General features: G+C 51.4%; 22 protein-coding genes. 8 read left to right on the top strand and 14 right to left on the bottom strand.

Annotated features, from left to right (window positions below):
- Positions 1–118: 118 nt before the first annotated feature.
- Positions 119–1,114 (top strand): CsiV family protein, encoded by a 996-nt coding sequence (locus ACYX4J_RS07935; protein WP_476178299.1) that lies wholly within the window; start codon positions 119–121, stop codon positions 1,112–1,114.
- A gap of 513 nt (positions 1,115–1,627) precedes the next feature.
- Here ACYX4J_RS07935 and ACYX4J_RS07930 read toward each other — a convergent pair.
- The 5 genes from ACYX4J_RS07930 to ACYX4J_RS07910 all read right to left on the bottom strand — a co-directional run bounded on the left by ACYX4J_RS07930 (position 1,628) and on the right by ACYX4J_RS07910 (position 5,932).
- The gene (locus tag ACYX4J_RS07930) at positions 1,628–1,843 is read right to left on the bottom strand and encodes a cold-shock protein (RefSeq protein WP_020413094.1); all 216 of its coding nucleotides are present in this window, start codon (positions 1,841–1,843) and stop codon (positions 1,628–1,630) included.
- Between the two features lie 299 nt (positions 1,844–2,142).
- Positions 2,143–3,249, bottom strand: a complete 1,107-nt coding sequence (locus ACYX4J_RS07925) for a mechanosensitive ion channel family protein (RefSeq protein ID WP_413662432.1) — start codon at positions 3,247–3,249, stop codon at positions 2,143–2,145.
- An 81-nt stretch (positions 3,250–3,330) separates the two neighbouring features.
- A complete protein-coding gene (gene nagZ, locus ACYX4J_RS07920) occupies positions 3,331–4,347 on the bottom strand; it encodes a beta-N-acetylhexosaminidase (protein WP_476178298.1) in 1,017 nt (338 codons plus the stop codon).
- A 33-nt stretch (positions 4,348–4,380) separates the two neighbouring features.
- Positions 4,381–5,010 carry a TetR/AcrR family transcriptional regulator gene (locus ACYX4J_RS07915; RefSeq protein WP_282932323.1) on the bottom strand — a complete coding sequence of 210 codons (630 nt, stop codon included), beginning with the start codon at positions 5,008–5,010 and terminating at the stop codon, positions 4,381–4,383.
- Positions 5,011–5,293: 283 nt separating this feature from the next.
- Positions 5,294–5,932 carry an LOG family protein gene (locus ACYX4J_RS07910; RefSeq protein ID WP_282932322.1) on the bottom strand — a complete coding sequence of 213 codons (639 nt, stop codon included), beginning with the start codon at positions 5,930–5,932 and terminating at the stop codon, positions 5,294–5,296.
- 160 nt (positions 5,933–6,092) lie between these two features.
- On the opposite strand from ACYX4J_RS07910, the gene lexA reads away from it, so the two are divergent.
- Positions 6,093–6,698 (top strand): transcriptional repressor LexA, encoded by a 606-nt coding sequence (gene lexA / locus ACYX4J_RS07905; RefSeq protein WP_444893501.1) that lies wholly within the window; start codon positions 6,093–6,095, stop codon positions 6,696–6,698.
- Positions 6,699–6,761: 63 nt separating this feature from the next.
- Here the strand turns inward: lexA and ACYX4J_RS07900 are convergent, their stop codons facing one another.
- From ACYX4J_RS07900 to ACYX4J_RS07885, 4 genes are all read right to left on the bottom strand, one after another.
- The gene (locus tag ACYX4J_RS07900) at positions 6,762–7,019 is read right to left on the bottom strand and encodes a hypothetical protein (protein ID WP_282932320.1); all 258 of its coding nucleotides are present in this window, start codon (positions 7,017–7,019) and stop codon (positions 6,762–6,764) included.
- 354 nt (positions 7,020–7,373) lie between these two features.
- A complete protein-coding gene (locus tag ACYX4J_RS07895) occupies positions 7,374–7,865 on the bottom strand; it encodes a DUF6586 family protein (RefSeq protein ID WP_444911030.1) in 492 nt (163 codons plus the stop codon).
- Positions 7,866–7,868: 3 nt separating this feature from the next.
- The gene (gene topA / locus ACYX4J_RS07890; RefSeq protein WP_444917564.1) at positions 7,869–10,556 is read right to left on the bottom strand and encodes a type I DNA topoisomerase; all 2,688 of its coding nucleotides are present in this window, start codon (positions 10,554–10,556) and stop codon (positions 7,869–7,871) included.
- 207 nt (positions 10,557–10,763) lie between these two features.
- Positions 10,764–11,294 carry a hypothetical protein gene (locus ACYX4J_RS07885; protein WP_444907928.1) on the bottom strand — a complete coding sequence of 177 codons (531 nt, stop codon included), beginning with the start codon at positions 11,292–11,294 and terminating at the stop codon, positions 10,764–10,766.
- Positions 11,295–11,439: 145 nt separating this feature from the next.
- Here ACYX4J_RS07885 and ACYX4J_RS07880 point away from each other — a divergent pair, with 145 nt between their 5' ends.
- Positions 11,440–11,883, top strand: coding sequence for a universal stress protein (locus ACYX4J_RS07880; RefSeq protein WP_282932316.1), 444 nt, complete (start codon positions 11,440–11,442; stop codon positions 11,881–11,883).
- Between the two features lie 53 nt (positions 11,884–11,936).
- Here the strand turns inward: ACYX4J_RS07880 and ACYX4J_RS07875 are convergent, their stop codons facing one another.
- The gene (locus ACYX4J_RS07875) at positions 11,937–13,802 is read right to left on the bottom strand and encodes an ATP-binding cassette domain-containing protein (RefSeq protein WP_476178297.1); all 1,866 of its coding nucleotides are present in this window, start codon (positions 13,800–13,802) and stop codon (positions 11,937–11,939) included.
- 156 nt (positions 13,803–13,958) lie between these two features.
- Between ACYX4J_RS07875 and ACYX4J_RS07870 the strand changes: the two genes are divergently transcribed.
- Entirely contained in the window at positions 13,959–15,965 is a 2,007-nt protein-coding gene (locus tag ACYX4J_RS07870; RefSeq protein WP_476178296.1) for a transglycosylase SLT domain-containing protein, read from the top strand.
- Between the two features lies 1 nt (position 15,966).
- Here the strand turns inward: ACYX4J_RS07870 and ACYX4J_RS07865 are convergent, their stop codons facing one another.
- Together ACYX4J_RS07865 and ACYX4J_RS07860 are read right to left on the bottom strand one after the other, a co-directional pair.
- Positions 15,967–16,221, bottom strand: coding sequence for a glutaredoxin family protein (locus tag ACYX4J_RS07865; protein WP_413662439.1), 255 nt, complete (start codon positions 16,219–16,221; stop codon positions 15,967–15,969).
- On the bottom strand, positions 16,218–17,078 hold the full coding sequence (locus ACYX4J_RS07860; RefSeq protein ID WP_476178295.1) for an FHA domain-containing protein: 861 nt from the start codon (positions 17,076–17,078) through the stop codon (positions 16,218–16,220). The genes ACYX4J_RS07865 and ACYX4J_RS07860 overlap by 4 nt, the downstream gene beginning before the upstream one ends.
- A 319-nt stretch (positions 17,079–17,397) precedes the next feature.
- Here ACYX4J_RS07860 and ACYX4J_RS07855 point away from each other — a divergent pair, with 319 nt between their 5' ends.
- From ACYX4J_RS07855 to rcsF, 3 genes are read left to right on the top strand one after another with little or no spacing between them, the layout of a single operon-like run.
- Positions 17,398–18,315: a PP2C family protein-serine/threonine phosphatase gene (locus ACYX4J_RS07855; protein ID WP_476178294.1), complete on the top strand. Its 918-nt coding sequence runs from the start codon at positions 17,398–17,400 to the stop codon at positions 18,313–18,315.
- A gap of 17 nt (positions 18,316–18,332) precedes the next feature.
- The gene (locus ACYX4J_RS07850; RefSeq protein WP_476178293.1) at positions 18,333–20,723 is read left to right on the top strand and encodes an SUMF1/EgtB/PvdO family nonheme iron enzyme; all 2,391 of its coding nucleotides are present in this window, start codon (positions 18,333–18,335) and stop codon (positions 20,721–20,723) included.
- A gap of 25 nt (positions 20,724–20,748) precedes the next feature.
- Positions 20,749–21,165, top strand: a complete 417-nt coding sequence (gene rcsF / locus ACYX4J_RS07845) for an Rcs stress response system protein RcsF (RefSeq protein ID WP_476178292.1) — start codon at positions 20,749–20,751, stop codon at positions 21,163–21,165.
- A 145-nt stretch (positions 21,166–21,310) separates the two neighbouring features.
- On the opposite strand, the gene rlmKL is transcribed toward rcsF, so the two are convergent.
- Positions 21,311–23,509, bottom strand: coding sequence for a bifunctional 23S rRNA (guanine(2069)-N(7))-methyltransferase RlmK/23S rRNA (guanine(2445)-N(2))-methyltransferase RlmL (gene rlmKL, locus ACYX4J_RS07840; RefSeq protein WP_476178291.1), 2,199 nt, complete (start codon positions 23,507–23,509; stop codon positions 21,311–21,313).
- A 434-nt stretch (positions 23,510–23,943) separates the two neighbouring features.
- Between rlmKL and rmf the strand changes: the two genes are divergently transcribed.
- Positions 23,944–24,195: a ribosome modulation factor gene (gene rmf, locus ACYX4J_RS07835; protein WP_108733677.1), complete on the top strand. Its 252-nt coding sequence runs from the start codon at positions 23,944–23,946 to the stop codon at positions 24,193–24,195.
- Positions 24,196–24,258: 63 nt separating this feature from the next.
- On the opposite strand, the gene ACYX4J_RS07830 is transcribed toward rmf, so the two are convergent.
- Positions 24,259–25,296 (bottom strand): quinone-dependent dihydroorotate dehydrogenase, encoded by a 1,038-nt coding sequence (locus tag ACYX4J_RS07830; protein ID WP_413662444.1) that lies wholly within the window; start codon positions 25,294–25,296, stop codon positions 24,259–24,261.
- Positions 25,297–25,369: the final 73 nt, after the last annotated feature.

Below are 25,369 nucleotides of genomic sequence, written 5' to 3'. Positions count from 1 at the left end.
TCCGGCAGGCAGCAGCGGGAGCTGGCGGCAAAACTAATTTGTCTCCTACTCCCGCTTAAACGGCCTGTCGGCAATGACACCCTCGGCACCCAAATAGAATTGTTTAAGTGGTAAACCCATGAAAAGGATAATTAGCCTCTGCTCAACCCTGGCGCTCACGCTGGCAGCAACCAGTGCCCAGGCCGTCAACTACGCTGGCAATACTTTCGAAATAGAAATGATCGTATTCGAGCGCCCCCAGGGGATGGAAAGAACCGCAGAGACCTGGCCGACGGCACCCCGTCTTCAGTATCCATCAAAGTGGATCGACTTTGACACCCTGCGCACCCCAAATCAGCCAACAGAGGATGAGGTGCTATCGCTTGAAGACATCATCTCGAGCCCAGAAACGAGCGGCCCAGCCGATATTGAATCATCGGAGCTTGAGGGCGACGCATCTACTAGTTCGCAGAACTCTGAGCAAGCACAAAGAAACTTGCTGCTAAGACCTGTACCCAGGCTGCTGGACAACAAAGCCGCCGCAATTTCCAGGGCTGGTGACAGGGTCCTGTTTCACAAGGCCTGGCGCCAGGTTTTAAAAACCAAGAGAAACTCCCCGGCCATTCTGATTGATGGCGGCAGCCAGCTCAGCGGCCACAGCCAGCTTGAGGGATCTATCACCCTGAGTGTCGCCCGCTATTTACATATCAGTACTAATTTGTGGCTTAGCGATTTTTATACGCAACCCGGGGAACACAGCATTCTTCTTCCTCAGCGCCCACAAAATAAAATCGAAAAGCCGCTACAAATCCTAACCGGCAATTACAGTGATATTGAAAATTCATATTCACAAAATAACGGGTTTGATATCGAAAATAGTCAGGGTGCAATTAACACAACTGAGCCACTCACACTGGGCGAGCCGGAATTTATAAAAGAAGAGCCATTATATGTAGCCCATGCTGCGAGACTGCAACACGAGAGACGTTTGCGTAGCGGACAACTTCATTATATCGACCACCCTGCATTTGGAATTCTTATTGAAGTGCGCACTGTAGCCAAACCCAAAGAAGATTCGCAAAATATGGATATGCTTAATTCCGACCAAGAAAAAGATAACCGCACGGAAAGTTAATTTATTTAAATAATCGACTTTCGCCAAAAGCCCCAGCAAATCTTGCCGGGGCTGTTATTTTAAATATACCTTTAAAACTCTTCACCTCAAACGAATTAATTTCACCATCACTGCAAGCACACCCCACCCAACCGATATTTAATCAATTTATCTTTAATCAAAATACAGCCAGCAAACAAGCAAATACCGCCACCCCACAACAACAAAAAAATTACTATCAGTAGGCCAATATTCTGGGAGTATTAAAGTAATAATTAGCACAGGGTATTGAGCACAATAAACTCACTCATATACACACAATTACATTGGGGACTTTAGGCGGGGCGGGATATGACCAAACCTACAAAGAGGGACACAAATGCAACTTAAAGAAGAAAAGCCTATATCCACTGCAAAGTAGCAAACAAAAAAGCGGATCAAAAAGATCCGCTTTTCAGAGGCGCTGACAGGGCCGGCGTCAATGAGCCGCAGGACCCTACACGACAACAGTTCTTTCAACGAGTGATCTATAAATCACTCACAGGGAACAACATCTTCCGCCAGCAGTCCTTTGTCACCTTGTTGCATTTCGAACTCTACCGCCTGCCCCTCATTAAGGGTTTTGTAGCCCTCGCCGCGAATGCTGCGATAGTGAACGAAAATATCTTCAGTTCCTTCTCCACAGGTGATGAAGCCATAACCCCGTGCGTTATTAAACCACTTCACTGTACCTGTAACGCGATCACTCATTGAGAAAACCTCATTATTGTTATTGCGCCTACCTCTTTTACCTCACTGCTCAATTCGGCAAGAGGGGCAAACGCCACCCCATTGTTAACAAACTGCTCCATGCAGAATGCTATCTTGCTTAATCCGATGAGCATATACTCAAAGGACGTACCCTGATTCTTAGATAAAACAGCGCCAGTGTCTAGTTTTCTATGTGAAATAAATACTACGTTTTTCCCAATATGCGTAATTAACCGTCAAAATCTTCAATAGTGCTCAATTAGAAACTAATCATTTGTACCTTATTGCACTCCCATTCCTCAACTGTCTAACGCGGCCTCTCGCGTTAATGAAGGTATATCGGCAATATGTAATGTTGAGGTTGGGAATGCACAGGATGCCCCATATCCCTCAATTATTTTAAGAATCGTTAATAGAACATCCTGTTTTACTTCATGATAACGAACCCAATCGGTAGTGCGGGTAAACGTATATATAAAGAAATCCAAAGAAGAGGAAGCAAAACTATTAAAATTAACAATAAGCGTACGATTAGAATCAATTTCCGGATGTTCCTGTAACATATTTTTAACATCCGCCACGATTGCCGCCATATGATGGGCATCTTCATAACGAATACCAATCGTTTCAAAAATCCTACGATTTAACATACGGGAAGGATTTTCTACCGCAATCTGGGTGAAGATACCATTGGGAACATAGACGGGTCGCATATCAAAAGTGCGGATTCTAGTCAGGCGCCAACCGATATCTTCCACGGTCCCCTCAATCTCCTTATCGGGGGAGCGAATCCAGTCGCCCACCGCAAAGGGCCGATCCAGATAGATCATCAGGCCACCGAAAAAGTTTGCCAGCAGGTCCTTGGCCGCAAAACCGACAGCCAGTCCGCCAATACCACCAAATGCCAAAACACCGCTGACGCTGTAACCCAGGAACTGCATGACCACAATTCCCGCCGTGATCACGATTGAGGCCCTGACCAGTTTGCCGATCGCACGTACCGTAGTGGCATCCATCGGCTTGCCCATATAGCGCGGATCGCACAGGTTATGTTCCACGCTGTGTGAGAATCGCCAGGCAAACCAAGCCATCACCAGGATCAAGCCTATTTCCCGAGTCGGTGCAGCCAGGGAGAATATCTCGGCACCAGTGGCGTCCCCCGCTCGCTGGGCAGCGACAGTCAGGCCCAACAGCCATACCAATACCTGCCCGGGAGGGGAGAGCGCCCCAACCAAGGCATCATCCCAGGGGTTAACCGTTTTTTCCGCCTTAATGGCCATGCGCTGCACAAAGCGGCCAAATAACCAGGCCAACACCCCAGACGCAAGTACTATGAGGAAAACAGAAACTATCCAAACCCGGTTCTCACCAAGCCAGGACAACAGCACGCTCTCAACGGACTCCACTCGAACCCCTCCGCTTTAACCAACAATCAATAATATTCGTACAGCGCCTTCTCAATAGACGACGGATTTAAACAACTTATCTCAGCGCATTATGGAAGCTAACCACTCCCTGGTTCTGTGCCACCGCGCACTCTTCTCAAGCTCCTCCCAGGAGCCGATCACCGGCCTGCCACCCATGGCCGACAACCGATGAGTGGACTCCGGTTTGGGCACAAAGGTATCCAGTGCCGCCAGCGCCTCAAAAGCGCCGACACGATTGTTGCATACGATACCCATATCACAACCGGCTTCCAGGGCTGCGCGAATCCTATCGCCATAGCCTCCGGCCGCACCCGCCCCCTCCATAGACAGATCATCACTAAAAATCACTCCATTGAATCCCAGCTGTCGCCGCAATACATCCTGCAGCCAATAGCGGGAGAATCCCACCGGCTGGCTATCAATGTTGATGAAGTGGATATGGGCCGGCATCACCGCAGTAAGTTCCTGGGTTCCAATACAATCGATAAACGGAAGTGCATCGGTTGCCAAGACCTGATCCAACGAGCGCTTATCCTCTGGCAACTCCACATGACTGTCTTCCAGCACGTGGCCATGCCCCGGAAAATGCTTGCCTGTCGTGGCCATTCCCGCTTCGCGCATCCCTTGGATAAAGGGGCGAGCCAGTGCGGTTAATTGGGCGGGGTCGGGACAAAAACTCCGATCGCCGATCACCCTGCTGTGACTGTCATCCGCATCCAAAACCGGCGCGAAGCTAAAATCCACTCCTACAGCCAGCAACTCTGCGGCCAGCAGCCACCCCACATCCTGCAACTGCTCGTTACTGGCGACAGCACTGAGAGCCTGCATTGAGGGTATTCGCGTAAAGTCATCGCGAAACCGCTGAACCCTGCCACCCTCCTGATCTACCGCTAGCAGGATCTCTGGTCGCACCGCACGGATGGAGTTAACCAATTGGATAAGCTGCTGGCGATCCCGATAGTTTCTCGCAAAAAAGATCAGCCCGCCCACCATCGGATGCCGAAGTAACTCACAGTCTTCCTCGGTGAGTTCAAGCCCCTCGATATCCACCATGACCGGTCCGGGTGGTAAAGACATATTAAGTTCCTTATCGATTTAAGAGTGCGCCCACTAATTATCAACCTTCAACATGGCCGAAGCAGCGGGTACCAATCGCTCAAGAGTCTGGGTCAGGGTACTGTCAGAACCGAAATCCTCCCGCAGGATAGCCTCAATCGCATCGTGGCTCGACAGTGTGAAAATGGTCGCTCCCAGCATAAAGTAGAGGCGCCAATAGAAAGTTTCTGGGTCCAAGCCCGGTAACGCTTCAGCCAGCAGTCCGGCAAAACGGCGGTAAGTATCCCCGTATCGAGATACGATAAATCGACGCAAATGCCCCTGGAACTGGGTATAGGCCAACCCTAAAAGACGCATAAATCGCTGTGGATCCTTTCCCTCCAGCCCAAGGCTTCCCAACCCAACTCGATACAGGCATTCGATCAGCTCCTCCACCCCCAGGGGCTGCCCCAGGGCAATACGGCGATCAAGCTCTTCTTCCAGAGCGTTAGTGAAAGGCGTTAAAAAGCGTTCAAATACCGCCTGTATCAATTCTTTCTTGGAGCCGAAATGGTAGTTAACTGCCGCCAGATTAACCCCGGCCGTGCTCGTAATTGTTCTCAATGAGGTTTCAGGAAAACCCCGTTCGGCAAACAGCACTTCCGCTGCATCGAGTATCCGGCTGACCGTATCTATCTGGCTCATAAGTATCAAACCACCATTTAAAACATACGTTTAATCGACGCCAGAGTAGCACATTCTCGTTGATCTAGAGCCCGCCAGCTAAGCTCTCCACTCAGCAAGGTACAAGAGTAAAAATAACAGGGAAAAGTATGTCAGGCGGTAAGATCAATACTGCTGGAGTTGATCTCCCGCCAACTTGAGCAAGTACGCCACCCCACCAGCCGACATAGCCTTTTAGTCCGGGGGCAGCTTTAACAAAAATAACTTTGAAAATTTTTTCGGTATTTTAAGATCACCCGAATAATTATTCTTTCACCTGCATATATTTCATAATCAGGGCCGCAGCCTCCTCCACACTATCAACGATATGAAAAAGGTCGAGATCACTGGCATCGATACAATCGCGCTCTAACACTGTATCTACCAACCAATCGTACAACCCACTCCAGTAACGCTTACCTACCAACACAATTGGGAAACGCCGCACTTTCTGCGTTTGCACCAAGGTAAGAGCTTCAAACAACTCATCCAACGTGCCGTAGCCACCGGGAAGTCCAACGAATCCAAGTGCGTGTTTTACAAACATAAATTTCCGTACAAAAAAATATCGGAAGTTCAAACTGATGTCCTGATATGGATTTGCCGCCTGTTCAAAAGGCAGTTCTATGTTTAGCCCAATTGATGCGCCGGGCTGCCCGAAAGCCCCTCGGTTACAAGCCTCCATCAGCCCCGGCCCACCACCGGTAATCACGGGGATCCCTTCAGCCGCGAGCAACTCTCCCAACTTTACCCCCTGCTGATATTCAGGACTATCCTCTGTAAATCTCGCCCCTCCAAACACTGTCACTGCACCACCTAAGGCTATCAGCCGCTCTATCCCATCTACCAATTCAGACTGAATACGAAGCACTCTCCAGGCTTCCGGCATTTTTGCATCCAACATTATTTTTCCCTCTTTGTCAGTTCCTTCAACGCTTTCTTCTCTCCTTGCTTTCTCCATCAATGTAGCAGCTCACAAAGACTAAAACCTGAGGATTGCGCGAACAATAAATCTGTATATAATTCCAGCAACTGTATATAAATACAGAAAACTAGGTAAATCTATGACCAATCTCACCGCTCGTCAGTCCCAGGTTCTCGACCTGATCAAGTCCTACCTGGATGAAACAGGCTACCCGCCAACGCGGGCAGAAATTGCCCAGGAGCTCGGCTTCCGCTCACCCAATGCCGCCGAGGAACACCTGAAAGCGCTCGCCAGAAAAGGCGCCATTGAGATGGTTGCCGGCGCTTCCCGAGGCATTCGAATTCCGGATCACCAATCCGGCTTGCCGATTGTGGGTAGAGTAGCTGCGGGGAATCCCATACTCGCCAGCGAACATATTGAAGATTATTGCGACTTGCCCGCGAGCTTCTTCCATCCCCCCGCAGATTATTTGTTGAGGGTACACGGTATGAGTATGCGAGATGCGGGCATTCTCGATGGAGACTTGCTGGCAGTGCAAAAGACCGAGCAGGTGCGCAATGGCCAAATCGTGGTTGCCCGTATCGATGATGAAGTCACTGTGAAGCGCTTTCGCCGCAAGGGAAATCAGGCAACCGTTCAGTTGCTACCTGAAAATGATGACTTTGAGTTAATTCAAGTCGATATGAGAGATAAGAACTTTGTGATTGAGGGATTAGCCGTAGGGGTTATTCGCCAAACGCCTTAAGCCCCTAAAAACGACAACAGCGGCCATTGGCCGCTGTTGATAAGACTCGAACTAACGCTGATGTTAGTGAATAGTATGATTTACCGGCATTAAATCATCTTCTTCCTCGAAGTAACCAGCCTCAAGATCGTCTAGATTTTGTACGGCTTCAATGCCCGCTTCCAACATAGCCCTTGCCACAGCAACCTTGTTCTTGCGCAGAAACTGAAGGCTTTCTGCAGAAAAAGAAATGCTTACCAAAGGGTCCTCTTTATGGCCAGCACGACGCAAAGCTACATCGCCATTAGCCAGCTCGATTATTTCAAAAGTTTCGGAGGACATTCGCTTTTCCTTCACGGCACAACAGTTTGCGCCCAGTGTACCACAGGCTTGCGATAAGTTTCATTCATCCAATTTGAGGGCTTCTGGCTCCTGACTTTCGAGGCAGTCTATTACCAGTACGCTATATCAAAGAATTACCTAAACCACTCAAGAGATCACAAGAGAAAAGTGAATTGCTTTGCACGTTGCACCTGTTGCGGGTTATGTCGAGTGGGCCACAACTACTCTATTGTGACTCACTCAAAGGACAGCGGACTTTCCCGCAGAGGTGCGCCTAATATCAACAACCTTCAAAATTCGCAGGAATATTACGAATCTATTCAGAAGTTCACCGAGGTCGAGTAAGCGTATTAGTTAACACTCATCCAAGTGAGCGCGCTGCCTCACCACCAACTCACTCAGAGAACGATGCCACTGAAGCAATAACTCTTTGGACAAAGGTGCAAACTCGGGCTTGGCAACTTCGTTGTGTAGCGGGATTAAATTAACCTGTTGCTGTTTTTCATCAGCACCCACAGATATTTTCTGCTGCTCTTCCCAGGCGTAAAGCATATGGGATAACCAACTCTGCGGATCGCCGACCAGGCCGGACAGCTCATTGGCCTCCGCACTAGCCCTACCCTGAACGCCCAGCGCATCAATGATCAACTGCGGAGACTCCGGTTCAAATCCCAGCTGAAGCTGGGCGGCCTGCTCTGCAAGAAAAGCCCGATAGGCCTTGCACAACTGCATCAACGCTGCCTCTTCCAGCGCATCGCGCTGGAGAGGCAAGTCCCACGGCTGTTGCAGCAACAGCTGGCTCTTGCGTAGAGCCGAAGTGACATGAATCGTGTAAGAGTTACTCATTACCTACTTCTTTGCCGCTGTCTTTTTAGCTGCCGGTTTCTTGCGCTTGGCAGCAGTGCTCTTGGTGGAGGCCTCTACTTTCCAACCACCATCGCGATAAAAAGCACGCCAACCGGTCGCCTTGCCCTCTTCCTCAGATTGAACATATTGCTCCTGGGTTTTGCGGCTAAATCGAACTACGGTATCCCGCCCACTGTCATCTTGAGTCGGTGCAGAGAATAGGAAGCTGTATTTTGGATCGATCTCACTCTGGTGAGGCAGCAGCTCTTTAACCAGGGGCGCACGGGTCTCACGGTTTTTCGGGAACTGGCTGGCAGCCAGGAATAGACCCGAGGCACCATCGCGTAGGATATAGTGATCCTCCACTTTGATACAGGCCAATTCCGGCATGGGAACCGGATCCATTTTCGGTGGCGCCGGCTGCCCATTTTTCAGCAGCTTGCGGGTGTTTTTACAGTCTTCATTGGTACAGCCGAAGTACTTGCCAAAGCGACCAGACTTCAACTGCATATCACTGCCACACTTATCGCACTCAATAATGGGGCCGTCATAGCCTTTAATTTTAAAAGTGCCCTGCTCAATCTCGTAGCCATTGCAATCCGGGTTATTGCCACAGATATGCAATTTACGCTGCTCATCTAACAGGTAGCTATCCATAGCCGTGCCGCACTTGCCGCAGCGGCGCTTCTCCCGCAGCAACCTGGATTCAGCTTCCTCGTCCTTATCCGCATCGACCGCCTCATCACCAGAAACCAGGTTCATGGTATTGGTACAACGCTCTTTTGGCGGCAGTGCATATCCAGAGCACCCCAGGAATACACCGGTGGAGCCAGTGCGGATCTGCATATGGCGGCCACATTTGGTGCACTCGATATCCGTGTCTGTCGGCGTATTGCGACGCATACCTGCATCGGCAGACTGGGCTTTTTCCAGGCGCCCGGAAAAGTCCTGATAAAACTCATCGAGCAGTTGCTTCCAACCCTTATCGCCGTCGGCAACCGCATCCAGGGATTCCTCCAGGTTTGCGGTAAATCCGTAGTCCATCAGGTTCTTGAAACTTTCGCTGAGACGGTCGGTAACAATATCCCCCATTTTCTCAGCGTAAAAACGACGGTTTTCCAAGCGGACATAACCGCGATCCTGGATCGTGGAAATAATGGAAGCATAGGTGGAGGGGCGGCCGATACCGCGCTTCTCCAGCTCCTTAACCAGGGCCGCTTCACTAAACCGCGCAGGCGGCTTGGTAAAGTGCTGCTTGGGATCCAGCTGTTGCAGGGATAGCTTTTCACCTACCTTCACATCTGGAAGCACCAGATCTTCATCTTTTTTGCCGCTCGGTGGCGCAACTTTCAGGAAACCATCGAAACGAATTACTCGACCCCGCGCACGCAACTCAAAGTCACCAGCGCTGACCACGATTGAAGAGGAAGTAAATTGGGCGGGCGTCATCTGACAGGCCACGAACTGCTGCCAAATCAGGTTGTATAACCTCTCCGCATCCCGCTCAACCCCGGACAACATATTTGGGGCGATACGAACATCGGACGGGCGAATCGCTTCGTGCGCCTCTTGAGCGCCCTCTTTACTGCTGTAGCTATTGGAGCTTTCTGGAAGATACTTATCGCCGTAATTCTCGGCAATATAATCCCGTGCAGATTCCACAGCTTCTTTACTGAGGTTGGTGGAATCTGTACGCATGTAGGTGATATGACCGGCTTCATACAAGCGCTGGGCCAGGGTCATGGTCTTCTTCACACTGAAGCCGAGGCGGTTACTGGCCGCCTGCTGCAAAGTGGAAGTAATAAATGGTGCGCTGGGCTTGGAGCTGGTTGGCTTATCGTCACGGGCGGAAACAACAAACTCACTGGACTGAAGCTGCTTGGCAGCACTCATTGCCAGCTCTTCGTTGGTAGGACGGAAAGCCTCACCAGCCTGCTTTTTCACCTCGAGGCGCAGCTTGGAAGCCTTTGCCGTCGCCGTATCGGCAAACAAGGTCCAGTACTCTTCCGGGATAAACGCGCGAATCTCCCGCTCCCGCTCAACTACGAGGCGGACCGCAACAGATTGCACACGACCCGCAGACAGGCCCCTGGCCACTTTTTCCCACAGTAGAGGGGACACCATATAGCCAACGATTCGATCGAGGAAACGGCGCGCTTGCTGGGCGTTTACCCGATTAATATTCAGACGGCCGGGATCTTTAAAGGCCTCCTGAATCGCAGACTTGGTAATTTCATTAAACACTACCCGGCGGTAGCGATCGTTATCGCCACCAATTGCTTCACGCAAATGCCAGGCAATTGCCTCTCCCTCGCGATCCAAGTCCGTTGCGAGATAGATATGATCGGCGCCTTCGGCGAGTTTTTGTAACTCACTCACCACTTTCTCTTTACCCGGCAGTATCTCGTAGTGGGCTTGCCACTCGTGATCCGGGTCGATCCCCATACGCTTAATCAGCTGATCGCGGTTTTTCTTCCGCTTGTAAGCCTCTTTCGCCTCGGGGGAAAGCTTGCGTGTTTCCGCTGCACGACGGGCGCGCTCCTTTGCGTCAACCGGCTGTTTATTGCCCCCACCTGTGGGCAAATCGCGAATATGGCCGACACTGGACTTCACAACAAAGTCCTTGCCGAGATATTTATTGATGGTTTTCGCTTTGGCCGGTGATTCGACGATGACCAGTGATTTACCCATAAGCCTTTGATTTCAAATGAAAATTTACTGCTATTGCAAGTCTTTCAAGCCCTCTTATCGGGCTTGTGCTGCGCGAATATATAAGCCTCACTTCAAGCGCGGTCAAGCAAAGCTGACAATTTTCCACTCACAGTCACCAAATTTGGCACTGGGCAGTCCGCCTAAATGCGACTCAGTAGACGCTCTTTTACACCGCTAATACGGCAATCAAGACAGCCCCTCAGTCGCCGCGCGTGAACTCACTTTTCGAATAGCTTCTTCTATTAAGGGGGTGTACTCATCGAGCGACGCCATCAGTTTCTGGAAGGCTTGATTGCCTCCTGACTCCGGCCACTGAATACCGAGACCCACTGGTGTTGCAGTAATCGCACAGGCGTCCCGAGGGATTCTCTCCAGTAGCTCGCGCAAATATTTCCATGCCCCTTGCGGAGCTGGCTGGCCATCAGCCCAATCCCAAACACCGGAAAAATTCAGTTCGTGCTCAATCCGTTGCTTATCCAAAACCCACCCCACACTCAGGCCTTTACGGTTCTGCCAGCGGTGATAATAGACAGCCGCAGTCCCATCACCCAACGCCGCAGGCAGCGCTTGGATTTGTACGGTAATGCCAGCCTGAGCCGCCCGGCTACGCAAATCTGCAAGACGGCTGTCACGGGCATTGGGCTTGAGCCACATCACCGGCCCCAGCACCAAAGCGATGGCAAATCCGACGATAATCACCGGCAACCAATCAGACATAACCACTCCTCATCAGTGGAAAAAAGTGACTATTGTGCGGTGTTCCGCGTGATCTATGTCAATCGGTTTTTTTTGCGGTAGACTCAAAATAGGTGTCACAAGGGTGTTTTTCACAGTCAATAAAAGGGATAGGAGCAGGTAAATTATGGCGAAATACCGACACATCCTCGTGGGCTTGGACCTGTCAAAAGAATCTTCCCAGGTGCTTGATAGGGCCGCTGATATGGCTGAAGCATTTGGTGCAGAGCTAAGCTTACTTCACGCCATTGAGCCCCTGACTTTTGCCTATGGCGGCGACATCCCAATGGACCTCTCCGAGGTACAGGACCAACTACAATCCCAGGCCAAGGAGCAATTGCAAAAAGCCGCCGATCGGCTGGATATCCCCGCAGATCGCCAGCACGTAATACTCGGCCAGCCATCTACTGAGATTCATCGCTTAGCCAAAGATATCGAAGCCGACTTAATCATTATTGGCAGCCACGGTCGTCACGGCTTAGCACTACTACTCGGCTCCACCGCCAACGGCGTTCTCCATGGCGCCAAATGCGATGTTCTGGCGATTCGGGTACATATGGAAGACGAATAATCCTTCAAAACTGGGGAGGGGAAAGCAGCAATAATTGCAGCTTCCCCTTCAACTTAGTCGTCTCCCCCCTCCAGCTCTGACCAGCGTTCAAATGCCTCTTCGAGCTGGGCTTGTCTTTCCGTCAGGGTGTTCAGCTTAGCCTGCACCAACGCCTGCTCCTGCTGATAAAAACTGGGGTCAGCAACCTCTTGCTCAATAGCCCCTATCTCTTCTTCCAAAGACTCAATCAAGGCGGGCAGGCTATCCAGCTCTCTTTGAAGCTTATAGCTCAGTTTCTTTTTCTTCGCCGGAGCCGCCTCCTGGGACTGGGGCTTTTCCTTTGGTTTACTAGCAGCTGGCTTAACTTCTTTCAGCTCAGCGACAAAGCTGCCACCTTGGCGCACAAAATCCCCATAACCGCCCACGTATTCACGGATGCGGCCATCCCCCTCAAATGCGAGGCATGAGCCCACCACATTATCCAGGAAAGCACGGTCATGGCTCACCAGCAGAACCGTTCCGCCAAAGTCCAGGAGTAACTGCTCAAGCAGCTCCAGGGTTTCTACATCCAGGTCATTGGTGGGCTCGTCGAGCACCAAAATATTGGCGGGCTGGCTAAACAATTTTGCCAGCAAGGCGCGATTTCGCTCTCCACCACTCAAGGCGCTGACTTTAGTACGGGCTTTAACACCACTAAAAAGAAAATCGGCCAAATAAGACATTACGTGGCGGCTTTTACCACCAATAGTCACTGAGTCGCGCCCTTCGGCGACATTATCGAGCACAGTCAAATCGGGATTCAGCTGATCCCGGCGCTGATCGAAATAGGCCACTTGCTGCTTGGTACCCAGGCGCACACTCCCCCCCTGGGACTTTAGCTCTCCCAGCAGCAATTTGATCAGGGTACTTTTGCCGACACCATTGGGGCCTATTAAGCCAACGCGGTCTCCACGCATCAGCGTGAATGATAAATCCCTAATCAACGGTTGCTCATCGGGATAAGCAAAAGTGACGCCCTTCAACTCAGCAACCAATTTGCCGGACATCTCACCGCTATCCAGGGCCATCTTGGCTATACCCTGCTGGGACCGGCGCGCTTCCCTTTGGCGACGCAGTGCTTGAAGCGCTCTTACCCGTCCCTCATTACGGGTTCGGCGAGCCTTGATGCCCTGGCGAATCCAGGCCTCTTCCTGTGCTAACTTCTTGTCGAAAAGAGCTTCATTTTTTGCCTCTTCTTCAAGAAGCCTCTCTTTTTCTTCCTGATAACGGTCGAACTTGCAGCGAAATGTCCGCAGGTGTCCACGATCCAAATCCCATACGCTGGTGGCCAAACGTTGTGCCAATGCACGATCATGGCTCACGAACAAAAGAGCGCCACGATAGCTGGCGAGGAAATTCTCAAGCCATTCGACCGCAGCAATATCCAGGTGGTTGGTTGGCTCATCCAGTATCAGCAGATCAGGCTCCACCACCAAAGCGCGAGCCAGAGCAGCACGGCGCTGCCAGCCACCGGAAAGGTCGGCAACCTTTTCGTCTGCATCGAGCCCCAAACGATCTAATACACTGTCCACTTTCGGTAGCAGCTCCCAACCGTGAGCCGCTTCGATTTTGGCTTGTAGCTCTGCTGTGGGGGAGTCCCTGTACGCCGACAAAACAGCGCCTATTTCGCCCAATCCCATAGCCACATATCCGTAGACAGAATCGGGGCAATCGGCAGGTAACTCCTGCTCCAAAACCGCTTGAACCATACCGCTGGCACGAACAATCTCGCCGCTATCCGCGTCAACTTGCCCCGCTATCAAGCGCAACAGGCTGGATTTCCCCTCCCCATTACGCCCCACAAGGCATATACGATCTCCACGCTCAACTTTTGCGCTGACATTGTCTGCCAGTACCTGGGTCCCGTAACGAAGACTGACCCCATCCAATAGAAGCAACATAAATAGGCACTACAATTATCAAACCCGAACCTCAATCCCGCTGATGAAAGAAGCGAAGTCGGCTCTTTCGGGTTCTGTGAAAAATCAGCTATTTTACGCGTTTTTACCGTATAGTCAGTCATAGCTGGAAACACACGTCCAACTGAGGTAATTGAGATGTCAGCTGACGCAAAAGGAATCGCGCTTCTTTCTGCCCTAATCATCACCTGTCTCTGCACAGCCGTGCCCACTAATGCACAATCTGTTCGGGCAACCGCTATCGCACCGGAAGTATCCGAAGATGATCGTGCGGCGCAGAGAGAAAAGCTGCGCCAGGCCCGGCAGGCGATAAAATACAAGGATCGACGGCAACTTCGAGCACTTAAAGCTGAGCTCAAAGATTATCCCCTCGCTGCTTATATTGACTATTGGGCGCTCAGTGAAAAACTGCACCAGCTGCCCTTAAAAGAAGTTGATCAATTCCTGGAGAGCAACAGAGGCACGGCTATTGGCGACTGGATGATGGTCAGGTTGTTGCGCCAACTCGGTAGTCAAAAAAAGTTCTCGACTTACCTGCGCTATTACCAACCTTCGCAACACAGTCGCACCTCCCTCCGCTGCTATTACGCCGATGCCCTATCGCGACAGGGCGGTTTCCAGGGAGAAACTCAGCAGTTAGTATCAGAACTCTGGCTTGTTGGGCGATCCCAAGTCGAAGAGTGTGATCCCGTCTTTGCCCGCTGGATGAAAAACGGCGGCTTGACGCAGGAACTCGCTTGGAAGCGGCACCTGCTGGCAGTCGAAGAAGGCAACCTCGATTTGGCACGCTATATCGCCAAAAAAATGACTCCAGCCCAAGCAGAGAAAGCCAAACTTTTACGCTCGGTCCATCGCAACCCACAGAAGCTTCTCACTGACACCAAGTTCGCCTACAACCCACTGGAATATCGCGATATCCTGTTACACGGATTGCACCAATTGGCGAAAAAAGACGCGATCAAAGCTGAAACTGCCTGGCACCGCTATCAGGCCAGCTACTTGTTTTCCGATGCCCAGCAAGAAGCCATGTTCAAGCACTTGGCACGTCAATTTGCTCGCCAGGATAATATGCAACGCTTGCAACAGCTGGTTGAACATCACACCGTGACCGATGGCCGCACCATCGAGTGGCTAGCCAGACAATCCCTACGTGAATTAAATTGGCAACAGGTCGCGTTCTGGATTGACCGCCTGCCTGAGGAGAAACAACAACTCGACCGGTGGATATATTGGAAAGCCCGCTCACTGGAAGAACTTTATGGCACAGGAAGTTCCGAAGCTTCCTCTCACCTTTACCGCAAAGCCGCCCGCAATCGCAGTTACTACGGTTTCCTTGCCGCTGATACCTTGGGGCAACAGTACAGCTTTGAGCACCGGCCGGCACCAATCACCCCCATTCAAGTACAGGAGATGGCAAAGCGCCCCGAACTGCTGAGGGCCCGAGAATTACAAGCAATAGGCGAACTCTTCCATGCCCGAAGGGAATGGAGCTATGCCACAAGAGCTATGGACCACCAGGAATTGCTTGCGGCCGGCAAAGTAGCTAGCGCCTGGGGCTGGTACCATAAATCAATCCAGTCAGTGCTTGCGGCTGACTACCTCGACGACTTGGAACTGCGATTCCCACTCGCTTTTTCCGATATTGTTCACGATGTAAGTAAACAGGTCGGCGCCCAGAGCTCGGCTCTAGAACCTTATCTGATTTACGCTGTAGCACGACAAGAGAGCCACTTTAGCCACGATGCAAAATCCAGCTCCGGGGCCCTGGGACTTATGCAATTGCTCCCATCGACCGCAAAAGCTACTGCACGCAGAACGGGGGTACGCTATCGACGCAGCTGGGACCTTTTGAGCCCCAACACCAATATTGCGCTGGGCAGCTTTTACTTAAGTAGCTTACTTAACCGCTTTGACAATAACCGCTTTCTGGCAGCCGCCGCCTATAATGCCGGGCCAACCCGCGTAGCGGGATGGCTAAAAGAGACCCGAAAACAGCTGCCCTATGATGTGTGGATTGAAACCATTCCATTCCGGGAAACGCGTAATTATGTGCAAAATGTACTCGCCTACTCTGTAATTTACGCCTACCGAAGCGGCACCAAGCTGCAACTATTAAGGGAGAGTGAAGCTGCGAGCCGGCTGTAATTTAAAGCCGCTCCTTCAGCCAATCTTGCAATTGCACCTGGTCAAACGGCCAACCGCAAACATCGTCGGGGTCTCCAAGGCCAACCACCGGAATGCGGATAGAAAAGCGCTCCATTAACGCTTCATCCTCGGCGATATCCACCTCGCGAAGACGCAAGTTGAATTTTTCCAGCGCAGGCCAAATTTCAATTTTGGCTTTTTCGCACAGGCCGCAACCCAAAGTGGTGTAGAGCAAAAGCTCTTTTATATCGCTCATCCAAAAACCCCCTGGCTGCTGCCCCAGAGATATCCCGCAACACTTAGCGCAAGCCCCGCTATTAAAAGCCACGTTTTACTTTTAGCCTTTGGCTTATCGACTTCCTCAGGTACCTCCTCGGACAAACTGGGTTGCACTGCGTAGGGGACTGTATCGGCTTCTCCAGAGACAGAGGTAGAACTGGGCAATTCGAACTCCGGCAAAGCCGGGCGTACAGCCGTGCGGTTGTTATCGTCAGCTGGGCCGACAATTGAAAAACTTAAAGTGTCGAGCCGGAGCTCATCTCCCCTGCGCACCCGACTCTCACTAACCTTTCTATTATTGACAAAAGTCCCATTTGCCGAACCTAAGTCAATAACGAACAGTAAGCCCTCCCTTACTTCGAGACGAGCGTGCCTACGCGAAAGATGAGAAAGCGAAAAAGTGATATCACACTCATCGGAGCGCCCAATTACCGCACTCTCTTTCACAGGGAACACCTTTCCTGCAATAGCCCGGTGATTGGCTCTTAGCGCCCAGGCAACGCCCTGATTCGAAGCAGCCTTAGGGGGGCCAGACTTGAGCTTAGTTAGCTTCGGGTCGATTACCTGAAGTAAACGGCTGCCCACTTTGACCTGATCGTTTATTTTTAACTGGCACGGTGTACCAGTTGGCTGACCATTAAGCAAGACACGGGCCGCGCCCGACAAGTTGTGCAAAGTCAGAACATCGCCATTAACTGCAATTTTAAGGTGCGACTTCGCTACGGAATCATCGGCAATACACAAGTCACTACTCTGTGCCCGCCCCACAGTTACTCCCGGCGATACCAACCATACACTCTGGCTGAGATCATTGACATCACAAAGTTTGAGCATCGAAATCGCTCCTAAAGCCAAAATGGCCGTGTGAAATTGGCCAATTATTGAAGACAGTGAGCTTAACTAATGTTAAAAAGCAGCCGAAACACTCACTTTTATTGATAAAGTTGAGTTTATCATGGGCGATATCATTAGCGTGTGATTCGGTTTGCAGCTTAAAATGGCCCAAAGGTCTAGTATTTAACAGATTCAGCGATGACCTACAAAGTGATCGGCAACTTGAATAAGCCGAGAACACAACAGGGAAGAGGCGTGTGATTACCGGAGGGTTATCACCGTTAGAAAGATTAAATAAATTACAGGTAGTTGCACGCCAGTGAGTGAAGCCAAAGTACGCGAAGTATCACGGCACAGCGAGATAGTTCAGCTTAGCAATGACGCTACACGCAGTGCCGGAGCAACCCATACCGGCTATAAGCGTGAACAGAACGAAGATGCCTATTGGGCTGCGGAAGACAAAGGTATCTGGGTTGTAGCCGATGGCCTTGGCGGTCACCACGCAGGTGAACTCGCGAGCAAAACTGTTGTTGAAGAAATCCAAAAGTCAGCGGAAACTGACAAGCACTACGAGCGTGCCTTGCAAAAAGCGCATGCCCTTTTACTGGGCGATGAACAAACCACAGCCAATATGGGCTCTACTGCGGTCGTTGTTGCTGAAGAGGGTGACTACTTTCATATCTACTGGGTTGGAGACAGCCGCGCTTACCTCTGGGCTCCCGAAGGCACAACAGGGAAACTCACCCAGCTAACCAGCGACCACTCCTACGTACAGATGTTGATGGATTCAGGCGCGATCAACTCCGAAGAAGCCGCGATTCACCCCAACCGGCATGTAATTACCCGATGTATCGGCGGTAGTACCAACCCCAAACTTGAAGTGGACCGAGTCTCCTATCGCTGGGCGGCAGGACAGAGACTACTCATCTGCAGTGATGGACTTAGCTCGGAAGTACCAGCAAATTTAATCAACCAGATATTGACGGAAAACAGTGATACCCACAGAGCAACAGAACTTCTAATCGCTGCAGCATTGGATGCAGGAGGCAAAGATAATGTCACTGTACAGGTCATAGATGCCCCATCCACAGCGCAACCTTCTTCTACCGCATCCCTCAACCCGATTAGCGAGCCCACCCTGCCCGGCTCCACACTCAGAAAGTATCGCCCCTTCATTTTTCTCTTCACAGTCGCCTTAGCCACCGCAGTTGCCTACGGACTTTCAACTCTGCTTTAAGATAGGGAAAGCACTTCATGGAAGTCGTCAATAGCGGCACCTCTTCACTGCAGATACCGGGCTACCGCATCCTCAAGAAAATTAATCAGGGGGGAATGTCCTCAGTCTACCTGGCTATACAGCGCAGTGTGGGCCGGCAGGTGGCACTAAAAGTTATGTCGCCAGTACTGAACGCTGATCCAATCTTCAGTGAGCGGTTCCAGCGGGAAGCAAATATCGTTGGGCAGCTGTCACACCCAAATATCGTCGGTATTCACGATATTGGCCGCTACCGCAGCCTGAACTATATCGCCATGGACTACATGCCTGGGGGCTCGGTTGCAGAGCGTTTAAGCAAAGGTGGGCTTGAGCCTCTTGAGGCGCTTAATGTTGTGCGCCAGATAGCCATGGCCCTAGACCACTCCCACAGCAAGGGGTATGTACACCGAGACCTGAAACCGGAGAATATCCTGTTTCGCGAAGACGGATCGGCCGTACTCAGTGATTTTGGGGTTGCCCGGGCTATCGCGAGAACCACCCGTATGACTAACAGCGGGATGGTTGTGGGAACCCCTCACTATATGAGCCCGGAACAAGCTCGCGGAGCAGCGGTTGACGGTCGTGCCGACCTGTATAGCCTTGGAGTTGTTTTCTATGAAATGCTCACGGGAGCCGTGCCCTATCAGGCAGACGAAGCCGTCGCCATAGCAATAAAGCACCTCACCGACCCAATTCCGCGACTGCCAGCCCGCTACGCACTTTATCAGGCTCTACTTGATCACTTCCTGGCCAAAGATCCGGATAAGCGATTTCAACGCGGCCTGGATATCGCCGATGCCGCAGATGATTTGGTTGCAGCCCTCGCTGGAAAGCCGGCCAATCAAATCAGCCAGCTCAACAATTCAACTTTAAAAACTTCCAGCTTGGCAAAAGCACTTGTACTGACCATTTACGGCAGTGTGGCAGACCAACTCGGGAGAGTTGCTTCCAGTTGGAAACGGAAGGAAACGCCCGAGAAGCCAGAGCGTAAGGAGCAGGATACTGTTGTACGCCTGCGGCAGTTCCTCGCTGAGCCAACAAAACACAAGCGCTCCTGGCTTATGAGCAGCTTTATCGCTGTTGGCCTTACCTCAACCTGGGGCCTGTATAGCATCGTTGATCACAAGGCCGGCTGGCAACTTGGACTACCTATATTGGACGGCGCTGCCGATTTTACAGCTGCCACCCTACTAGGTACTGCGGAGCAGCCTGCCAATATTGCTCCAAATTCAAATACAGAGCCTGCGCCAACTGGATCAGCAGCAGATGCCCTAGATTCACAGATACAAGTTACCCAGCTAAATCTACCCTCCACGCCCAATGCAGATGAACAACTACCCCTCAGTGGTAATCAGGCACTGATTGCCAAGAGTAATATTGAGCCCCCAAAAGTACTCACGCCTGAGCCTGCAGAGCCAAGAGCAGAGAACCAGCCGAAGCTGTACAGCTTAACGATTAACACAAAGCCTTCTGATGCCCGTGTGCGGATTATGAACATAGCCCCCCGCTACCAGCCGGGGCTTGAATTGAGCCCAGGCAAATATGATGTGGAAGTGAGCAAGCGCGGCTTTAGTAAAGTTCGCCAGTGGGTCTTGCTGGAAGAACAAAACCTCGAAGTGGAGGTCGAGCTGGAACCTGCCTACTTTATCGGCAAGCGATTTCAATCAGAGTTGTCCTCTGGTGGCCTGGGCCCGAAAATGGTCGCCGTGGGGGCAGGCAGCTTTACCATGGGCAATAACCAGCGGCGATTAGCCAGCCCTGCGCACAGGGTAAATGTAGAGCAGGACTTTGCTATATCCATCTACGAGGTCACCTTTGCCGAGTACGATCGTTTTGCCGAGGCCACCGGAAGCGCCAAACCCAGCGATGCAGGCTGGGGGCGCGGAGATAGGCCGGTTGTTAATGTCTCCTGGCGGGATGCACAAAAGTACATAAAGTGGCTATCAAAGGAGTCTGGCAAGCAGTACCGGCTGGCCAGTGAAGCCGAGTGGGAATACGCTGCTCGGGGAGGCAATTCACACCAATACTGGTGGGCTTCCAGCGACGCCCGAGGAAAAGCCAATTGTCGCAGAGGTTGCTCTAGCGAATTCACAAAGCTGTTCAGCATCAGTACAGCTCCCGTAGGTCATTATCAGGCGAACCCTTTTGGCCTTTTTGACACTGCAGGGAACGTGGCTGAGTGGGTGGAAGACTGTTACCAAGCTGGCTACGACCCCGCAAAAACCACATCAGCACCGGTGAAGATTAGCGGCTGCCAACTTCACACCGTGAGGGGTGGGTCGATGCGTGATAGCTCTAACAAGATATCTTCTGACTATCGAAAAGGCCTGAATGAAACAGCGCTCACCAAGGATGTTGGGATACGTGTTGTGATGGAACTTGATCAATAAAACCAAAATATTAGAAGGAACTTCAGTGCAACGATTACTACTCACCACCTCTTTAATCTTACTTACCGGCTGCAACGGCATAGAGATACGAACAAACGCAGGCACATATATGTCTGACAAGGTTAAATCCGCATTGATTGAAGAGTATTCTTTAGCTGAAGTTCGCCGAAGCAACGGAACATTACTCGGCAGCGTATCAGCCAATAGCTGCCAAGCATTGCCCTCCGATGCAAAACCCGAGCCGGCAAGCATCAAAAAGTTACTAAAAATCAAAACCCATAATCTAGGTGGGAACGCCATAGTTTTTGAGAATTGCACTACACAAAACTCTGCTGGCTGCCTGAAATTTATCGAGTGCGACGGCCTCGCTTATATTGTTCCAAAGCACAACGAACAACAAGAAGCAGATACCCCACCATACACTCCCAATCACGCATTTTGATTTTGCACCGGCAAACCGACTAATTATAGAAGCTATTAGAGAGCCCCCATAATATCTGCAGACCTGAGGTCTGCAGATATTACTTGCTGTGAATACGCTTAAACTAAAGCGCCAAAGCAAGTGTAGTCAGATTATTCAAGCCAGTTTATTTTACCCGTAGCTCCCAAACATTGTGAATTTTTGGGTTGCGCTGAAAGTCCTTATCCAAAAGGTTCAGCTTCTCTACCGAATATTCACTGGAAACGTCCTCGTCCATCTTAAAGCTGCGCAAGTTGTTGGAAAACACCAAGCGACCTTGAGGCGACAACAGGGACATACACTGACGAATCAATTTCCCGTGGTCCCTCTGAATATCTAATACCCCGCTCATCTTGGCGGAATTGGAGAAACTCGGGGGGTCCATGAATATTAAATCGTAATGGCCTTTCCTGTTCTGTTGAGCAGATTCAAGCCACTGTAAACAATCGGCCTCGACCAACTGATGGCGATAAGGATCCATGTTATTAGCACGGAAATTTTGTCCCGCCCAGTTTTGATAGGTTCGCGACATATCGACACTAGTGCTCTGCTTGCAACCTCCCAGAGCCGCTTGGACCGTCGCACTGGCGGTATAGCAGAAAAGGTTTAGGAATGTTTTACCGGCAGAAATCTCTCGCAGATATTTGCGCACCGGGCGATGATCCAGGAAAAGTCCTGTATCCAGGTAGCTCCACAGATCTACCGCCAACTCAGCACCACACTCCCCAACCCAGAGTTCCTTTCTGGATTCCGTCTGCTTCTGGTACTGACTTCCACCCTTACCTCCGCCCTTGTGGCTGTGGCGACGGCGTTCTTTAATACTGATATTCGCGCGAGGCAATTCGAGCACGGACTGAAGGGCCCTTAACAAATCGCGCAAGCGTCCCCGAGCTTTCTCCTCCTCGATAGTGGCCGGCGGACGATACTCCTGTAAATGCGCGTACACGGCGCCATCCAGGGTTTTATAGATATCGATAGCCGCAGCATACTCAGGCAAGTCCGCATCGTAGAGGCGATAACAATCCACGCCACTCCTCGCGGCCCATTTGCCCGTAGTGCGCAGATTTTTGCGCAAGCGATTCGCTACCATCTCCGCCTGGGGTGACAACTTCGGCCCAGTGGCTTCACTCGCCGCCGCCCCACTTTGCGCACGAACCTCAAACATCAGCAACTGACTGGGGATACTGCCATTGTATAGCTGGTACTGCTTATGAGAGCGTAAACCGGTGGCATAACCCAGTTCCGGATTGCCGGTAAACACACCGACCAACCAGCCCGGGAACTCCGCCTTTAACTGCCGCCCCAGTTCAAAATAGGTCTCCCGCAGAGCTTCCTGCTCACCCAAGCGCTCACCGTAGGGCGGGTTTGTCAAAACCAATCCCGCTTTGACTTCTCTATGGCTCGGTACCCTAAACCCTGCTACTGGGCGGCAACTCACTCGCACCTGGCGCTCCAGACCGGCCCGGGCAATATTAGCCTCAGCCGCAAACAAGACTTTCGCATCGGCATCGTAACCGCGAATCTCTGGCAGTTCGCGCGCCAGGCCAACGCCTTGACGCTGCAATGCCTCTTCGCGAAGCTCGTTCCAAATATCGCTTTGATGGTTCAGCCAGCGCTCAAAACCAAAGCTATCCCGCATTAATCCCGGTGCCATATCCGCAGCGATCATCGCCGCCTCCACCAGAATAGTGCCCGAGCCACACATCGGGTCGAGCAAGGCTCCACCCTGCTCAGCAATCTTTGGCCAGCCGGCTCGCAGCAACAGTGCTGCCGCAAGGTTCTCTTTCAGTGGGGCTGCACCGATATGGGTTCGGTAGCCACGGCGATGTAGGCTATCACCGCTTAGGTCGATGGCAATATCCAGCTTATCCCGGTGCAAGCGCAGGGCAACCGTCAAATCTGGATGATGTTTATCAATACTTGGACGGGCTCCCGACTGGCGGCGAAGGCGGTCGACAATGGCATCTTTTGCTTTTTGAGCACCGAACTGACTATTGCGGATCTCTCGATTGGTCCCAGAGAATTGCATCCACAGTTTGCCCGAGGGGCGAATGTGGAACTCCCAGGGTTGCTCGGCAACTGCTTTGTAGAGGTCTTCAGCGGTGGCTACATGCACCTGCGCCAAACGCAACATAATGCGGTTTGCCAAGCGACTCCACAGACAGCAGCGGTAAGCCAGCTTCAGGGAGCCGGAAAAATACACTGCCGCCGGCTGCTCCCTTACAGACCCTGCACCCAGGTCGCGTAATTCATTAGCGAGCAGTCCCTCTATTCCCTTGGGACACGTAGCCGTAAACTCAAATTCTTCGGTTTGTAAATCTGTCAAAATACTTACTCATTAAGCTCCTCCTGTGGAGGAAGTTTTGTGCGCCAATAAAGACCGCCCACTTAAAGCTGCCGGCAACGTCTGCGCCGCCAGTACGCACAAATAAAACTTGGAGGCAAAACCTTTACCGCCCCCAACTAGGGAAATTGAGCATTATCGCCTTGCCCAAAAGAGGACGATTATCCCATTTTGTGGCAGAAGAGAATACGCCCTGCCGTTAATTACTACCTGCCCCATAAGTCATACTGTCAACTAGAGATGTTTTCCGATTCCCACGCAGCCACTTTACTCTTACTAATAAGGTGGATTGGGTCGGTCCGTTCAAAGACTTATTTCCTTCACTAAAATTCATTGAGAGACACCCCAAAATAGAGCCGTTTGCGAACCTGCCGACAAACTGTCCACAGACCGACAAAGTAGAGGTGCCGTATACGATGAAACGCCAAAAACGAAATCACGCCGACAGGGCATTTTACAAGGGCTATTTGGCAGCCCTGAACAACAAGTCTATGGATAGCTGCCCATTTGTCGAAGAGGATCCTCATCAGGAGTGGATCAATGGTTGGCGTGAGGGGCGGGAAGATTACTGGAATGGCTTCGACAGAGTGACCAAGGCCCAAAAACTGGAGATTTATGGCGCCGTTTCTACCGACATCCAATACCCTGACGGGTGGAGCACCATTTAGAGATGGCGAGGGGGCTTATCGTCAAAAGCCCCCATTTTCCTAGCAGTCAGCAACTGATACAGCTTACCCTTGCTCTGTTCGGCGACGCTCCAAAGCAATTGCCTCTGCCGCCTCACGAATCAATTCAGGCCCCCGATAGATAAAACCGGTGTACATCTGTACGGCAGTCGCCCCAGCACGAATTTTTTCAGCCGCACTGTCACCATCAAAAATACCGCCAACCCCGATAATCGGGATCTGCTTGCTCAACTCTTTCGATAACAGCTCGATGACCTTGGTGGATTGCGCTCTCAGGGGTTTTCCGCTCAAACCGCCCTCTTCGCTACCATGGGGCAGCTTGGCGACTGAAGACTTATCGATCGTCGTATTGGTAGCGATCACCCCATCGATATCGTACTCACACAGCGCCTCGGCTATCTGCGCCACCGCATCGCCTTCCATATCCGGGGCAATCTTGACGGCAACAGGGACGTAGCGATCACTCTTTTGAGCCAGCTCCATCTGCTTGTCCTTGATGCTGCCCAGCAAGCGATTGAGACTGTCACCAAACTGGAGGTCACGTAGCCCTTTGGTATTGGGAGAAGAAACGTTGGCAGTGATGTAGTCGGCGTAGCGGTACACCTTCTCCATACACAGGCAGTAGTCATCGGCGGCCTTTTCCACTGGAGTATCAAAGTTCTTACCCACATTGATCCCCAAAACACCGCTATAACGGCGCTTTTTCACTCTTTCAATCAGGTAGTCAACACCGAGGTTGTTAAAACCCATACGGTTAATAATCGCATCGGCCTCTTCCACCCTAAACAGCCTTGGCAGCGGATTGCCGGGTTGGGGGCGCGGTGTCACGGTGCCCACTTCAACAAACCCGAATCCCAGGGCTCCGAAACCATTAAAGGCCTGCGCATTCTTATCCAGACCAGCGGCCAAACCAACCGGGTTGGGTAGAGTGAGCCCCATCAACTCGACCGGATCATCCGGGACCGACTTTTTGTACAGGGACATCAAACCGAGGCGCTCTGCAGCGCCAATGGCATCAATCGACAAATGGTGGGCCCGCTCAGGGTCAAGCGCAAACAAGGCTTTACGCAGTGTTGAATACATACCTTTCCTTACGTGGGGAGGCGAACCCTTCAGAAAAACGAAGGGCTCTATCTTGTGATGACGATACTACAGG

It is taken from the genome of Microbulbifer sp. ABM4_008 (assembly GCF_056311705.1).
Note: the sequence above shows the minus strand (reverse complement) of the source record. Positions and strands in the feature narration are given on the sequence as shown.

Excerpts from the sequence above, each read along its gene's own strand:
- ACYX4J_RS07935 (WP_476178299.1), top strand. The coding sequence starts at position 119 with ATGAAAAGGATAATTAGCCTCTGCTCAACCCTGGCGCTCACGCTGGCA.
- ACYX4J_RS07930 (WP_020413094.1), bottom strand. The coding sequence starts at position 1,843 with ATGAGTGATCGCGTTACAGGTACAGTGAAGTGGTTTAATAACGCACGG.
- nagZ (WP_476178298.1), bottom strand. The coding sequence starts at position 4,347 with ATGTCTTTACCACCCGGACCGGTCATGGTGGATATCGAGGGGCTTGAA.
- ACYX4J_RS07915 (WP_282932323.1), bottom strand. The coding sequence starts at position 5,010 with ATGAGCCAGATAGATACGGTCAGCCGGATACTCGATGCAGCGGAAGTG.
- ACYX4J_RS07910 (WP_282932322.1), bottom strand. The coding sequence starts at position 5,932 with ATGTTGGATGCAAAAATGCCGGAAGCCTGGAGAGTGCTTCGTATTCAG.
- lexA (WP_444893501.1), top strand. The coding sequence starts at position 6,093 with ATGACCAATCTCACCGCTCGTCAGTCCCAGGTTCTCGACCTGATCAAG.
- ACYX4J_RS07900 (WP_282932320.1), bottom strand. The coding sequence starts at position 7,019 with ATGTCCTCCGAAACTTTTGAAATAATCGAGCTGGCTAATGGCGATGTA.
- ACYX4J_RS07895 (WP_444911030.1), bottom strand. The coding sequence starts at position 7,865 with ATGAGTAACTCTTACACGATTCATGTCACTTCGGCTCTACGCAAGAGC.
- topA (WP_444917564.1), bottom strand. The coding sequence starts at position 10,556 with ATGGGTAAATCACTGGTCATCGTCGAATCACCGGCCAAAGCGAAAACC.
- ACYX4J_RS07885 (WP_444907928.1), bottom strand. The coding sequence starts at position 11,294 with ATGTCTGATTGGTTGCCGGTGATTATCGTCGGATTTGCCATCGCTTTG.
- ACYX4J_RS07880 (WP_282932316.1), top strand. The coding sequence starts at position 11,440 with ATGGCGAAATACCGACACATCCTCGTGGGCTTGGACCTGTCAAAAGAA.
- ACYX4J_RS07875 (WP_476178297.1), bottom strand. The coding sequence starts at position 13,802 with ATGTTGCTTCTATTGGATGGGGTCAGTCTTCGTTACGGGACCCAGGTA.
- ACYX4J_RS07870 (WP_476178296.1), top strand. The coding sequence starts at position 13,959 with ATGTCAGCTGACGCAAAAGGAATCGCGCTTCTTTCTGCCCTAATCATC.
- ACYX4J_RS07865 (WP_413662439.1), bottom strand. The coding sequence starts at position 16,221 with ATGAGCGATATAAAAGAGCTTTTGCTCTACACCACTTTGGGTTGCGGC.
- ACYX4J_RS07860 (WP_476178295.1), bottom strand. The coding sequence starts at position 17,078 with ATGCTCAAACTTTGTGATGTCAATGATCTCAGCCAGAGTGTATGGTTG.
- ACYX4J_RS07850 (WP_476178293.1), top strand. The coding sequence starts at position 18,333 with ATGGAAGTCGTCAATAGCGGCACCTCTTCACTGCAGATACCGGGCTAC.
- rmf (WP_108733677.1), top strand. The coding sequence starts at position 23,944 with ATGAAACGCCAAAAACGAAATCACGCCGACAGGGCATTTTACAAGGGC.
- ACYX4J_RS07830 (WP_413662444.1), bottom strand. The coding sequence starts at position 25,296 with ATGTATTCAACACTGCGTAAAGCCTTGTTTGCGCTTGACCCTGAGCGG.